This is a genomic window from Sphaerisporangium sp. TRM90804 (assembly GCF_029846175.1).
Lineage (GTDB): Bacteria > Actinomycetota > Actinomycetes > Streptosporangiales > Streptosporangiaceae > Sphaerisporangium.
The window spans coordinates 335,060-348,824 of sequence record NZ_JARWAC010000009.1 but is presented as its reverse complement, the minus strand read 5'-3'; the positions used below and the strand labels follow the sequence as shown (position 1 = coordinate 348,824).

The 13,765-nt window shown below is 73.4% G+C and carries 12 protein-coding genes; 8 read left to right on the top strand and 4 right to left on the bottom strand.

What is annotated here, in order from left to right; all coding sequences use genetic code 11:
- Positions 1-116: 116 nt before the first annotated feature.
- The 5 genes from gcvP to PYR91_RS12340 all read left to right on the top strand — a co-directional run bounded on the left by gcvP (position 117) and on the right by PYR91_RS12340 (position 7,094).
- Positions 117-2,975 carry an aminomethyl-transferring glycine dehydrogenase gene (gene gcvP / locus PYR91_RS12360; RefSeq protein ID WP_279779775.1) on the top strand — a complete coding sequence of 953 codons (2,859 nt, stop codon included), beginning with the start codon at positions 117-119 and terminating at the stop codon, positions 2,973-2,975.
- A gap of 330 nt (positions 2,976-3,305) precedes the next feature.
- Positions 3,306-4,169, top strand: a complete 864-nt coding sequence (locus PYR91_RS12355; protein ID WP_279779774.1) for a tetratricopeptide repeat protein — start codon at positions 3,306-3,308, stop codon at positions 4,167-4,169.
- A gap of 281 nt (positions 4,170-4,450) precedes the next feature.
- Complete coding sequence (locus tag PYR91_RS12350) at positions 4,451-5,875, top strand: ricin-type beta-trefoil lectin domain protein (protein WP_279779772.1); 1,425 nt, start codon at positions 4,451-4,453, stop codon at positions 5,873-5,875.
- A gap of 194 nt (positions 5,876-6,069) precedes the next feature.
- Positions 6,070-6,576: a flavodoxin domain-containing protein gene (locus PYR91_RS12345; RefSeq protein WP_279779771.1), complete on the top strand. Its 507-nt coding sequence runs from the start codon at positions 6,070-6,072 to the stop codon at positions 6,574-6,576.
- Between the two features lie 17 nt (positions 6,577-6,593).
- Entirely contained in the window at positions 6,594-7,094 is a 501-nt protein-coding gene (locus tag PYR91_RS12340) for a universal stress protein (protein ID WP_279779769.1), read from the top strand.
- A gap of 114 nt (positions 7,095-7,208) precedes the next feature.
- Here PYR91_RS12340 and PYR91_RS12335 read toward each other — a convergent pair whose 3' ends face one another.
- Entirely contained in the window at positions 7,209-7,808 is a 600-nt protein-coding gene (locus PYR91_RS12335; RefSeq protein WP_279779768.1) for a CBS domain-containing protein, read from the bottom strand.
- Between the two features lie 182 nt (positions 7,809-7,990).
- Positions 7,991-8,848 carry a universal stress protein gene (locus PYR91_RS12330; RefSeq protein WP_279779767.1) on the bottom strand — a complete coding sequence of 286 codons (858 nt, stop codon included), beginning with the start codon at positions 8,846-8,848 and terminating at the stop codon, positions 7,991-7,993.
- Positions 8,849-9,251: 403 nt separating this feature from the next.
- On the opposite strand from PYR91_RS12330, the gene PYR91_RS12325 reads away from it, so the two are divergent.
- A complete protein-coding gene (locus PYR91_RS12325) occupies positions 9,252-10,211 on the top strand; it encodes an ABC transporter ATP-binding protein (protein WP_279779765.1) in 960 nt (319 codons plus the stop codon).
- Complete coding sequence (locus PYR91_RS12320; protein WP_279779764.1) at positions 10,208-11,962, top strand: ABC transporter permease; 1,755 nt, start codon at positions 10,208-10,210, stop codon at positions 11,960-11,962. Before PYR91_RS12325 ends, PYR91_RS12320 begins: the two co-directional genes overlap by 4 nt.
- On the opposite strand, the gene PYR91_RS12315 is transcribed toward PYR91_RS12320, so the two are convergent.
- A complete protein-coding gene (locus PYR91_RS12315; protein ID WP_279779763.1) occupies positions 11,922-12,311 on the bottom strand; it encodes a hypothetical protein in 390 nt (129 codons plus the stop codon). The genes PYR91_RS12320 and PYR91_RS12315 overlap by 41 nt on opposite strands.
- An 81-nt stretch (positions 12,312-12,392) precedes the next feature.
- On the opposite strand from PYR91_RS12315, the gene PYR91_RS12310 reads away from it, so the two are divergent.
- Positions 12,393-12,986 (top strand): alpha/beta family hydrolase, encoded by a 594-nt coding sequence (locus PYR91_RS12310; protein WP_279779762.1) that lies wholly within the window; start codon positions 12,393-12,395, stop codon positions 12,984-12,986.
- Positions 12,987-13,531: 545 nt separating this feature from the next.
- On the opposite strand, the gene PYR91_RS12305 is transcribed toward PYR91_RS12310, so the two are convergent.
- Positions 13,532-13,732, bottom strand: coding sequence for a DUF5999 family protein (locus PYR91_RS12305; RefSeq protein WP_279779760.1), 201 nt, complete (start codon positions 13,730-13,732; stop codon positions 13,532-13,534).
- Between the last annotated feature and the right edge of the window lie 33 nt (positions 13,733-13,765).

Genomic DNA, 13,765 nt, shown 5'->3' with positions numbered 1-13,765 from the left:
GCCCCTCTCGTGGGGGTGAAGCTCTCAGGTCGCGATGATGACGTCGCGCCGACAGAGGGGGAGACCCGGCACACGCGCGCGTCCAGCGCCGGTCTCTACCCCTTCAGGAGGGCCCCATGACCGATCGGTCACCGCTTCGCGACCTCGCCGAACCCCCCTTCGCGACCCGGCACATCGGCCCGGCCGACGCCGAACAGGCCCGCATGCTGGAGGCCGTGGGTTACGCGTCGGTCGCCGACCTCATCGCGGTGGCCGTGCCCGAGGCGATCCGCGTCGAGACCCCGCTCGACCTCCCCGAGGCGGCGAGCGAGGCCGAGGCCATCGCCGAGCTGCGAGCCCTCGCCGGACGCAACCAGGTGCTCACCTCCATGATCGGCCTGGGCTACCACAACACGCTCACCCCCGCGGTGATCCGGCGCAACCTGCTGGAGAACCCCGGCTGGTACACCGCCTACACGCCCTACCAGCCCGAGATCTCCCAGGGCCGCCTGGAGGCGCTGCTCAACTTCCAGACCGTCGTCGCCGACCTGACCGGGCTCGACGTCGCCGGGGCCTCGCTGCTCGACGAGGCCACCGCCGCCGCCGAGGCCATGACGCTCGCCCGCCGCGCCGGCCGCGCTCCGGGCTCGGTGTTCGTCGTCGACGCCGACGCGCTGCCACAGACCAAGGCCGTGCTCGCCACCCGCGCCGAGCCGCTCGGCATCGAACTGGTGGAGGCCGACCTCACCGCGGGCCTGCCCGTGGGCGAGCTGTTCGGCGTCCTGGTGCAGTACCCCGGCGCCGGCGGCCGGGTGGCCGACTTCCGCGCCCTGGCCGCCGAGGCGCACGAGCGCGGCGCGCTGGTGGTCGCCGCCGCCGACCTGCTGGCGCTCACGCTGATCGAGGCCCCCGGCACCCTGGGCGCCGACATCGCGGTCGGCTCCTCCCAGCGGTTCGGGGTGCCGCTGGGGTTCGGCGGCCCGCACGCCGCCTTCATGTCCGTCCGCGAGGGCCTGCAGCGCCAGCTCCCCGGGCGCCTGGTCGGCGTCTCCAGGGACTCCGACGGCGACCCGGCCTACCGGCTGGCGCTGCAGACCCGCGAGCAGCACATCCGCCGCGAGAAGGCCACCAGCAACATCTGCACCGCCCAGGTGCTGCTCGCCGTCATCGCCGGCATGTACGCCGTCTACCACGGCCCCGAGGGGCTGCGGCGGATCGCCCAGCGCGCGCACCGGCACGCCGCCGTGCTGGCGGCCGGGCTGCGCGGCGCGGGCGTCGAGGTGGTGCACGACGACTTCTTCGACACCGTGCTGGCCCGCGTCCCGGGCCGGGCGGCGGCCGTGGTCGAGGCGGCCCGCGAGCGGGGCGTCAACCTGCGCCTGGCCGACGCCGACCACGTGGGCGTCACCTGCGACGAGGCCACCTCCGCCGACCATCTGCGCGCCGTCTGGGAGGCCTTCGGCTGCCAGGGCGTCGTGGTGGACGACCTGGACACCGCCACCTCCGACGCGCTGCCGGCCGCGCTGCTGCGCACCACCGGCTTCCTGGACCACCCGGTCTTCCACGCCCACCGCTCGGAGACCGCCCTGCTGCGCTACCTGCGCAAGCTGCAGGACAAGGACATCGCCCTCGACCGGTCGATGATCCCGCTCGGCTCGTGCACGATGAAGCTCAACGCCACGACCGAGATGGAGCCGATCACCTGGCCGGAGTTCGCCGGGGTCCACCCCTACGCGCCGGCCGACCAGGTGGAGGGTTACCTGGAGCTCATCGGCGACCTGGAGCGCTGGCTGGCCGAGGTCACCGGCTACGACGCCGTCTCGCTGCAGCCCAACGCCGGCTCCCAGGGTGAGTTCGCCGGCCTGCTGGCCATCCGGGCCTACCACCGGGCCAACGGCGACGCCGGACGCGACGTCTGCCTCATTCCGTCCTCGGCCCACGGCACCAACGCCGCCAGCGCCGTCATGGCGGGCATGCGGGTCGTCGTGGTCGCCTGCGACGACCAGGGCAACGTCGACGTCCCCGACCTCACCGCCAAGATCGAGAAGAACCGCGACCGGCTGGCCGCCATCATGGTGACCTACCCCTCGACCCACGGCGTGTTCGAGGAGACGATCAGCTCGATCTGCGACCTGGTCCACGAGGCGGGCGGCCAGGTCTACGTCGACGGCGCCAACCTCAACGCCCTGGTCGGCCTGGCCAAGCCAGGGTCGTTCGGCGCGGACGTCTCCCACCTGAACCTGCACAAGACCTTCTGCATCCCGCACGGCGGCGGAGGCCCGGGCGTCGGCCCGGTGGCGGTCCGGTCCCACCTGGCCGGCTACCTGCCCGGCCACCCGCTGCGCGAGTCGGTCGTGGGCCCGGTCGCGGCCGCTCCCTACGGGTCGGCGGGCATCCTGCCGATCTCCTGGGCCTACGTGCGCATGATGGGCGCCGACGGGCTCAAGGCCGCCACCGAGCAGGCCATCCTGTCGGCCAACTACCTGGCCAGGCGGCTCGCGCCGCACTACCCGGTGCTCTACACCGGGCGCGAGGGCCTGGTGGCGCACGAGTGCATCGTCGACCTGCGGCAGATCACCAAGGAGACCGGCGTCACCGTGGACGACGTCGCCAAGCGCCTCATCGACTACGGCTTCCACGCGCCCACCATGTCGTTCCCGGTGGCCGGCACCCTGATGATCGAGCCGACCGAGAGCGAGGACCTCGCCGAGCTCGACCGGTTCTGCGACGCGATGATCGCCATCCGCGCCGAGATCGCCAAGGTCGCCTCCGGCGCCTTCGACCGGGCCGACAACCCGCTGCGCAACGCCCCCCACACCGCCGACTGCCTGGTGGCCGGCGACTGGAAGCACCCCTACGGCCGCGCCGAGGCCGCCTACCCGGTGCCCGGCCTGCGCGAGTCCAAGTACTGGCCGCCGGTCCGCCGCATCGACCAGGCCTACGGCGACCGCAACCTCGTCTGCTCCTGCCCCCCGCTGGAGGCGTACGAGGACTGACCGGCACGGCGGCCGCGACCGCGCCGGCCAACTCGGCATCCCCGCTGGAGGCGCACGAGGCTGACCGACCCCGCACCCGCCGGCCCGTCGCGACGGGCCGGCGCGGCGCACCCGCCGTCCAACCCCTCCCGCGCATCGGTCCCGCGGGGCCGTCCGGCTCGGCATAATATGTCGCGCGCCACGGCGTGCCCGCGCCGTCAGGTCCGGGCGGTTCCACGCAACGAGCGAGGGCGGTCCCCCCGGCGGCGGAGGCGGCCCGGTTCCCCAGGGAGCCGGGCGGCGGCGCCGCGTCCGGGCCGCCGCGTTCCCCTACGCGGAGAAGAGGTCTCGATGGCGGCGCAGTCCGGGGGGCGGATCGACGACGCGCGCAGGCTGGCCGAGAGCGGCGATCTGGACGCGGCGGCGGAGATCTTCGCCGAGCTCGTGGCCGACGCCGGCGAGGCCGACCGGGCGCAGGCGGCGGTCGGCCTGGCCGTCGTGCTGGAGGAGCGGGGCGACGTGGCCGGCGCCAGGGCGGCTGCCCGCACGGCCCTGGCCACCGGCCATCCCGAGTACGCCTCCCAGGCCGCCTGTCACCTGGCCCGCGGGTTCGAGCGAGAGAGCCTGCCCGACCAGGCCCGCGCCGCCTGGCAGGCCGTGATCGGCCTCGGCACCCCGGCCTACATGCCCGCCGCGCACATGGCGCTGGCGCGCATCGCCGCCGACCAGGGCGACGACCGAGAGGCGGAGGCCGCGCTGCGGGCCGCCCTCGCCACCGCCGACCCGGTGGTCGGCTCGCGGGCCGCCCAGGGCCTGGCCGAATACCTGCTCGACCTGGGGGAGCCGGGTGAGGCGGCCGACATCCTGATCGAGGCCCTCGGCCTGCCGGACGTCGCCGACTCCGCGCGGCTGCGCGTGCTGCTGGGAATCGCCCATCTCGACATGGCCTGCGCGGAGTTCGCCGCCGCCGCCGAGACCGTCCGCGACACCGACGGCGCCGCCCTGGCCATCGAGCTCCTGGCCCGCACGCTCCCGCTGCGCGGCCGCGACGACGACGCCGAGGCCGTGTGGGCCTACGGCCTGGACCACCCCGACGAGGGCGTCGCCGAGCAGGTCCGCCTGCGGCTGCACCGCGACGACGGCGATCCGCCCGGCGACGACGCCGCCGCCCCCGACGGCGTGCCGGACGCCTACCACGATCCCGACCGGCTGTAGCGGCGCCGCGCCCTCACCACGCGCGCGGGCCCTCACCACGCGCACGGGCCGTTGGTGCGGTCCATATATCGCAGGGCCGAAATGACGATGACACACGTCCTTTCGTCTGCGAGCATGTGATCAACGATCACTGATCGTCTCCGAAACGACGGCGTGCCCCCCGTGGATCCCGTGGACACGCGTTTCCGATGCCGCGCGAACGCGGCGCGACGGCCGGGCGGGAAGCCCGGCGGCGGACATCTCACGACGGACGAACCACGCGAGGAGACCACGTGTTATCCGTGCACGAAAGATCGTCCAGGAGCTTCACCAAGAGCGCGCGACTGAGCGTCGCCACCCTTCTCGGCCTCGCCTGCCTCCTGTTCGGACAGGCGCCGGCGGCCTTCGGTGCCGGCGCGGCGGGGACGGCGGCGGCCGGGCAGAGCGCGGCCATGGCGCTGACCGTACCGCAGACGCAGACCCTCAAGCTGCTGCACTTCAACATGGCCGGCGGTGCCAAGAACAACGGCACCTACCCGATCATCGGCAGGATCATCCGCGAGGTGCAGGAGCGCAGACCGGACGTCATCTCGTTGAACGAGGTGTGCGACCGCCAGTACGCCCACCTGCTGATCCAGCTTGAGGCGATCGGCTACTCCATGCAGGGGTACTTCCAAGAGTCCCGCACCATCGTCCCCGACTGCATCGTGCCGCCGGACACCCGCAACGAGGCCGGCAACGCCGTGCTGGTGCGGGGCACGCTCGTCTCCGACCAGGGCTACATGTTCACCAGCGACCACAAGCTGGAGGCGCGCGAGCAGCCGACGATCACCGAGTCGCGCAGCGTCGCCTGCGTGACGGCGCTGTTCAGCATCGCCAACCAGCCGGTGAAGGCCTGCTCGACCCACCTTGCGCCCAAGGAGTCCGGCGCGGCCAACCCGTACGCCGCCCCTGAGGCGGAGGCCAAGGAGCTGGCCCGGGTCTTCGGCCCCGAGGCGTCGGCGGGGTCGTTCATCCTCATGGGTGACCTGAACCTCCAGCCAGGCAACCCGGCCCTCAGCTCCCTCTACGCCCCCGAGGCGGGCACCACGGGGCAGTTCTGGGAGGTCGACATGCACTTCTACTGCGACGAGGAGTTCTGTGACGGCCCGGTGCAGGGCGGCGACCCCTCGCACGCCGAGGGCAAGATCGACTACACCTTCGTCAGCCGCAAGCACTTCAGCTTCGAGCATCAGAACGTGCAGATGGTCGACGCCGGGAACTGCGACGACCACCCCTGCTCGGACCACAAGCTGTTCCGCAGCGAGGTCTACCTACACCAGACGACCACGCCCTACGGGACGATGCGCAACACGCACAGCAACAAGTGCATGACGGTCACCGGCACCGTCAACAACGCCGCGGCCGTGCAGTTCACCTGCAACACCACCTCCACCGACTACCGCTGGCGCTTCGAGCACGCGTGGTGGGGCGAGTACGTCCTGCGCAAGGAGAACGGCGGCAGATGCCTGCGTTTGCCCAGCTCCGCCAACGTCGGCGCCGTCCAGACCACCTGTGACGCCAACAACACCCTGCAACGCTGGAACCCCCGCTACCCGACCGCCGACATGTTGCGGAACGTGGGCTCGGGCAAGTGCCTGGCCGTGACCAACACGGTGAACAACTCGGCCGTCATCCAGACCAACTGCAGCACGACGGCCGTTCCCCAGCGCTGGACCCACCCCTAGAGCGCCGACGGTCCCGTCCCGGCGGTATCCGTCCGGGACGGGGCCCAACGGTGACGCCCGGCGGCCCCTCGAAGCCACCGCCGAGGCCGTCGCCCGGCGGGGCGAGGCCGGTACTTTGGTCCCCTCATCCGTGGCCGTGAGCCTCTGCGGGTGTGCGGCCCCCGGGCGCACACTCGATCACGGAGGTGGTCCCCGTGACCCGCATACTGGTGGCACACGGATCCAAGAGAGGCTCGACGGCCGAGATCGCCGAGTGGATCGGCGAGATGCTGCGAAGCGACGGTCATCACGTCGACGTCGCTCCCGCGCGAGAGACGGCGGACGTGCGGGAGTACGAGGCGGTGATCCTCGGCGGAGCCCTCTACGGGGGCCGCTGGCACAAGGACGCCCGCCGGTTCGCGCGCCGTCACGCCCAGGCGCTCCGCGGCCGCGCGCTGTGGCTCTTCAGCAGCGGACCGCTTGATCGAACCGCCGCGGAGAAGCGGATTCCCGCCGTGCCGGGTGTCGCCAGATCCATGGCGAGACTCGGGGCGAAGGGACACGTGACCTTCGGAGGCCGTCTGGCGCCCGGCCAGTCGGGCTTCCTCGCCTCCGCCATCGCCAAGAAGATGGCCGGCGACTACCGCGACCGCGAGCAGGTCACGGCCTGGGCCAAGGGTGTGTCCGCCGAGCTGGACGGCCCCACGCGGCCGCTCACGTGACCCCTGGAGTGAATCCCATGGAAAGCTCACCCGACAGGGCGCGGGAGCGGATCGTCGTCGGAGTCGACCACAGGCGCGAATCGCGGAGCGCGTTGTCCTGGGCCGCGGCGGAGGCGGCACGGCGTCACGCGAGTCTCATCGTCGTGCACGCGTCGGGGGCCGCGAACTCGCAGGTCGCCCCGTACGCGCCGATCCTGCGGCTCCAGGAGGCGCGACGACGGCGCGCCAGGCGCCAGGAGGCGGCCGACAGGGCGATCTCGCTGATCGAGGCCCGGTACCCGGACCTCACGGTCCACCGTCACCTCAGCGTGGAGGACGCCGCCAAGGCGCTGCTGCGGCACAGCCGGGACGCGACCCTGCTGGTGCTCGGCTCGTCCGCCCCCGACGGGGCCCGGGGAGATCTCGGGCCGGTGCTTCTGGCGTGCCTGCGCAACGCCCGGTGCCCGGTCGCCGTGGTGAGCGGCGCCGAAGCCCTCACCGGCGCGCACCCCACGCTCCGCGAGACCGTCAGTCTGTGAACCCCCGAACGGGAAGGGCGGCCGGCGCCCGGGGCCGGGGGCGGCGGCCCGTCGTCGTCCCGGAGGGGGGGCGGGCGCCGGGCGCCGGCCGCCCTTCCCGTTCGGCGGAGCGGCTCATCGCCTGGAGTGGCGGACCCGGCTCACTCCCGGGAGGGTGCGCGCCAGCAGGTCGGCGATCGAATCGAGAGGCCCGCCGGCGTCGCCGCGCAGCTCCACCTCGCCCTCGTGGACCGTCACCTCCCACGAGGGGCCGGCGGGGAACTGCTCATGCAGCGCCGTGACGACGGCCTGCCGCAAGGCGTCGTCGGAGACGGCCAGCATTGCCATGAGGTCACGCCGGCTCACCATCCCGACCACCCGGTGGTCACGGACCACCGGGACGCTCTTGACCCGTTTGGCGATCATCAGGTCGACGAGGACCGCGGCGTCGGTGTTCTCCGTCACCGTGACGACCTTGGACGACATGACGCTTCCCACCCGCTTCGGTGCCGGCTCCGGGGACGCGGCGACCGGGCGGCTGCTCGCCCGTGGATCGGGTTCGAACGCGCCGCACAGCAGGTCCATCTCGCTGACAATCCCGACGAGCTCCCCATGGTCCCCCAGCACGGGCGCGGCGGTGATGTCGTGGCCGTGCAACAGGCGGATCGCCCGCCGGATCGGGTCCTCGCGGCGGAGGGTGAAGGCCGGACTGCTCATGACCTCGTGGACGAGCATGCTTTCCTCCCGGTGACGGCGGTTGGCTGGGAGCGGTGGACGAGAGGCGGGCGTAGAGCCTCCACGGGCTCGGCGGATCGCGGACGATGATCGTCTTCGGCGGGGAAGGCGGTGGGCCCGTGCGGGCCCACCGCTCTCCCCCGAAGGGGCCGGTCACGCTCATCGCGGGCGGGGGCGGGCGGTCAGTGCCGGACCACGGCCACGGGGCAGAAGGAGTGGTGCAGGAGCGCGCGGCTGACCGAGCCGAGCAGCAGCGCGCCCAGGCGACCCCTGCCGTGGGAGCCGACGACGACCAGCTCGGCCTTCCTGGATGCCTTGGTGAGCGCGTCCACGGGGTGCGCGCAGACGGGTTCCCCGGTCACCGCGACGTCGGGGTACTTGGCGCTCAGGGCGGCCAGCCTCTCCGTCACGACCTGGTGCTGCGCGAGCCGGATCTCGTCCATGTCGTAGTAGGCGATCCCCGGAGCGTAGGCGTGCACGGGAAGCTGCCAGGCGTGCACGGCGCGCAGGGCGGCGCCGCACACCATCGCCTGCTCGAAGGCGTAGACCAGGGCGGGCTCGCATTCCGGGGAGTCGTCGACCCCGACCACGATCTCGCGGTGTCCCGGTTCGAACTCCGGCCGCACGACGACGACGGGGCAGCGGGCACGGCTCGCGACGTGGCTGCTCACCGAGCCGACCAGCGCTCCGGCGAAGCCGCCCAGGCCTCTGCTGCCCACCACGACCTCGGCGACGTCGTCTCCCTGGTGAGCGAGCACCGCGGCGGGGTCTCCCTCGACGATCTCGGTCGTGAGCGCGACCTCCGGCCGGCGTCGCCGAACCTCGGCCGCGGCCTCGTCCAGCACGCGTGTGGCGCCGCGGCTCAGCGTGTCGCCGATGTCCGCGGGCGCGGGGTACCTGGAGACGTCGTACGGCCAGGGCTCCACCACGGACACGATGTGCAGGGGGGCCTGCTTGCGAGCGGCGTCGTCGGCCGCCCATCCCACCGCCGCCTTCGCCGAGACCGAACCGTCGGTCCCGACCACGATCCTGCTGGACATGGCTCCTCCTCGCTTGCGCTTGTGTCAGGTGGTCACGAGGCGGACGATCGGGAGCCGTCGCCCGTCTCGTAGCCGATCTCGTTCACCGCGTCGACGGCCTGCGACTCCATCCCATCTCCAGGCCCTCCCGCGGTGAAGAAGGCGCAAGTCCCACGTGGCAGGGCCTTTGGGCGTACTTTTCGCGCTCATCCGCGGTCGTCGAACGTCTCGGATGGTGGAGGCGGGCGGGGCGGGGCACGCAGGCGCCGCGAAGGTCCCGCGCCCGCCGGGACGTTCGGGCGGTCGACTCAAGCCGGGCGGCGGTGCACGAGGGGGCGCCGAAACGGTGTGCTGAGAGCGCGACAAAGCTCTTCTGCCGGGGCTTCACGCCTGCGGGAGGGCCGACACTCGGAGGTGACCTGCCATGCCCGCGGTGATCGTCGAGGGATTGCGCAAACAGTACGGGTCCGTGCGCGCGGTCGACGGGGTGAGCTTCACCGTCGAATCGGGTGAGGTGTTCGCCCTGCTCGGCCCGAACGGCGCGGGCAAGACCACCGCGCTGGAGATCTTGGAGGGTCACCGCGAGCGGGACGGCGGGACGGTGTCGGTGCTCGGCTTCGACCCGGCCACCGGGGGCCGCGCCTACCGCGAACGCATCGGGATCGTGCTGCAGGAGGCCGGCTTCGAGGAGGAGTTCAGCGTCTCGGAGACCGTGCGACTGTACGCGGGCTTCTACCCGCGCCGTCGCGGCGCCGACGAGGTGATCGAGCAGGTGGGTCTGACGGACAAGCGCGACGCCCGGGTCCGCACCCTCTCGGGAGGGCAGAGGCGTCGGCTGGACCTGGCGCTCGGCCTGGTGGGATGTCCTGAGCTGCTGTTCCTGGACGAGCCGACCACCGGGTTCGATCCCCGGGCCCGGCATCGGGCCTGGGAGTCCATCGCCGGGCTGCGGCTACTGGGCACGACGATCCTCCTGACCACCCACTACATGGAGGAGGCCCAGCACCTGGCCGACCGGGTCGCGGTGCTGCGGGAGGGGCGGCTGGTCGCGGTCGGCTCCCCCGGCACGATCGGCGGCGCGCGCGCCCGCGGCAGCGTGCTGGCCTTCCGCCTGCCCCCGGACGCGGCCGTGGCCGACCTGCCCACGCTGACCGGCGAGATCCACGCCGACGGCCCGGCGGTGACCGTGCGCACGTCACGGCCGGAACAGGACATGCATACGCTGACCGGATGGGCTCTGGACCGTGGAGCCGAACTGACCTCGCTGACGCTGTCGCGGCCCACTCTCGAAGAGGTCTACCTGGAGCTCACCGGCGAGGAGGGGGCCTGCGGAGGCGCCGGGGACGCGGCGCCTCCGCGACCCGGGCGGCAGGTGCGGTCGTGAACGCCCCCCCGGTGCGGGAGCATCGGCCCGGAGCGGCCACGAGCGCCGTCGTGAACGCCCGTCTGGTCGTCCGGCTCGCCGGGCACGAGACGGTGTCGTTCTTCCGGACGCCGGTCGCCGCCTTCTTCACCATGGGCCTGCCCCTGATCATGATGGTGATCGTCGGCGCGGTCGCGGGCAACGCGGTCATCGAGGCACGCGCGGGCGTACGGGTGATGCAGTTCGTCGTACCGGTGCTGGCGGTCTTCGGTGTCGCCCAGGCGTGCTTCGGCGTGCTGGCGCTTCGCCTGACCGAGCTGCGCGAGCGCGGCTGCCTCAAGCGCATGCGCGGCACGCCCGTTCCCGCGTGGGTGCTGATGTCGGGCCTGGCCGGGGGAGCGGCGGCGATCTCGCTGATGATCGTCGTGCTCCTGTTGGGAGCGGGGGTGTCGCTCTACGAGGTGCGGCCGGTATGGCATAGGTCGCCGGCGCTGGTGCTCACCCTGCTGGTCGGGGCGGGATGCTTCACCGCGCTGGGCTTCGCGCTGGTCACCGTGGTCCGCTCGACCGCGGTGGTGCAGATCCTGGCCAACGGGCTGCTGATGGCGCTGGGCTTCGTCTCCGACGTCTTCGTGCAGGGCGAGGGGGTGTTCCCCCGCTGGCTGGAGATCGCCGGCTGGGTGCTGCCGCTCAAACACTTCGCCAACGCGGTCGGTGACGGACTCAACCCGCTCCTGCCGGGAGACGGTCCGCCCGTCGATCACCTGGCCGTGCTGGCCGCCTGGGGGACCGGCGGCGCCGTCGTGGCGGTGTGGCGCTTCGCCTGGGATCGGGGACCGGCCCGGCCCGCCGCCGCCCGCGCGGGCGGCCGCACCCGGACGCGCCCGCAGGGCCGCCCCCGGGGGTGGAGGCTGCTGACCGACCAGATCGCGCACGCGAACACGGGGCTGCGGCGCGATCCGTCATCGGCCTTCTTCACCGCCGTCCTGCCCGTGCTGCTGCTCGCGCTCTTCTCGGCGATCTTCGGCGACACGCGGATCGAGGGGCTGAGCCTTCCGCGGTTCATGGTCGCCGCCATGACCACCTACGCGCTGGGGGTCGCCTGCTATGTCAACCTGGCCGGGTTCGCGGCCCGGGACCGAGAGCGCGGTGTGCTCAAGCGACTGGCCGGCACGCCGCTGCCGGGCTGGGCATACCATGCCGGGCGGGTCGCGTCGGCGTTGTGGGTCACGCTGGCGACCGCGGCGGCGCTGACCCTGCTCGGCGTGGTCGTCTACGACGTGGAGCCGCGGGCGGGCATGATCCTTCCGGCACTCGTGGCCATCGTGCTGGGCACCGCCTGCTTCGCCGTGCTCGGGGCGCTGGTGGCCCGGGTGGCGAGGCGGGAGTCCACCGCCAACGCGGTCACCCTGGGCACCTTCCTGCCGCTGGCGTTCGTCTCCGGCGTTTTCCCGGTCGGTGGGCGGTTGCCCGCGACGCTGGAGACGGCCGGTGACATGTTCCCGCTCAAGCACCTGGCACACGCCCTGACCGCGGCGGTCGCCCCCGTCGCGAGACCGTGGCCCTGGGCCGATCTGGGCGTCGTCGTCGCGTGGACCCTCGCCGGGACCGTCGCGCTCGTCCTCCTCCGAAACGGGGAGGCCGCCGTGCCGGTCTCAGCGCGTGGGCCCACCCGTCCGGCCGCGGCCGGCGGTCACGGCGATGATCACGATTCCGGCCGGCGCGGGGCGGCTAGCGCTGGCGGCGTCGGCCGAAGGCGGCGGCGATGTTGACCAGGACGATGCCGGTCCAGGCGAGGAACAGGCCGGGCAGGTGGGCCTCGCCGGCGGCGATCGCGGTGAGCGGGATGCCGATGCCCAGCGAGCCCAGGGCGATCGGGATGGTGCCGTCACCCTTGTGCTGCTTCTGCTTCGGCGGGGGGCCGCCGTGGGGCCCGGGCTGGTTGTAGCCCGTGGGGGCGTAACCGGTGTGCGAGGCGACCTCCGCCCGCACCCGGGCGTCGATCGCGGCGTCGATCTTCGACAGGAAGGACTCGACGAGAGCGCTGTCGTAGTCGGGACCGAGGTCGCGTCGGGCTTCGACGGTGGCGCGGAGTTCGTCGCGCGGTAGTTGGTCCGGCACCCACCTAATCTCGCACATGTGCCGGCCGCGGCGCATCCCCCGCGAGAACGAGAGGCTTCGTCCGCGAGTACGGTGTCGACCATGCAGATCATGACGCCGCGCGGGCCGGCGCTCGTGGAGGTGGACGCGGTGGCCGGGCCGCGGTTCATGCTCGTGCTCACGCACGGCGCCGGGGGAGGGGTCGAGTCGGCGGACCTGCTTGCCGTGCGCGACGCCGTGAACGGCATCGGCGGCGTGGTGGTGCGCGTCGTGCAGCCGTTCCGCCTCGCGGGCGCCCGCGCGCCGGGGTCGGCGGCGGCGCAGGACGAGGCGTGGACGGCGCTCGTGCGCGATCTGCGCAGGTGGTACCCCGGGCTGACCCTCGTGCAGGGCGGCCGGAGCAACGGCGCCCGCGTGGCCTGCCGCACCGCACTCGCCGTGGGCGCGGAGGCGGTCGTCGCGCTGGCCTTCCCCGTGCACCCGCCCGGCCGGCCGGAGCGCTCGCGGGCCGGGGAACTGCGCGGGGCCGGGGTCGACGTGCTGGCGGTCAGCGGCGACCGCGACCCGTTCGGCGTGCCGGAGGAGGCGGACACGGCCCGGCTGGTGGTGCTCCCCGGCGAGAACCACGACCTCGACAAGAAGCCCGCCCGGGTGGGCGAGACGGTGGCCGACTGGCTCGGCCGCCGGCTGGGCTGACAGCTTCGGAGGAGGGGCCGCCCGTCGGTGCCGAGGAACGCCGGGCGCCCGGCGCGGGACCGCCGAGGCGGAGCACCGCTCCGGCCCCGGGCGCGAGGGACGGCCGGAGGTGCGGCCGTTCGCGATCTCGATGGTGGGGGCGGCGCGGGAGCACTCGGCCGGATCCGCCGGGGCGCGTGGCCCGCCGGCTGTTCGGCCGTTCGTGGTCCGGGGTGGTTCTTCCCCGCCTGGCCCTGGGCGGTGCGGGAGCCCGGGCTTGGCCGGATCGGGTGGGGCGTGTGGCCCGCCGAATGTTCGGCCGTTCGTGATCGGGGATGGCTCGCCCCCCGCTTCGACCGGCCGCTGTGTGCGAGCCCGGTCCCCGGCCGTTCGGCCGTGGGGGAGTGGGGGAGCCGATGTTCGGCCGTTCGCCGTCGAGGACGGCTCGGGCCGCGGTCGGCCACCTCCTGGGAGGGTGGCCACCGGTCGTGCTGACCGCGGATCGGGAGGCTCGGCCCCGTTCGGCCTCTCACCCGCGGTACGGCCCCGCCATGCGCGGGGTGGTGTCAGGCGGCGCTGATGGCCAGGTCGGTGGGGCGGTGGGGGGCGATGATCGCGCCGTTGGGCAGGAGCTCCCCGGTGTCCTCGAAGAGCACGATGCCGTTGCACAACAGGCTCCACCCTTGTTCGGGGTGGGCCGCGATCGTGCGCGCGGCCTCGCGGTCCGGCGCGGCGCTGGTCGGACAGGACGGTTCATGCGGGCACACGGTGTGCCTCCGGTTTTCTCTCTCGATCCGGTG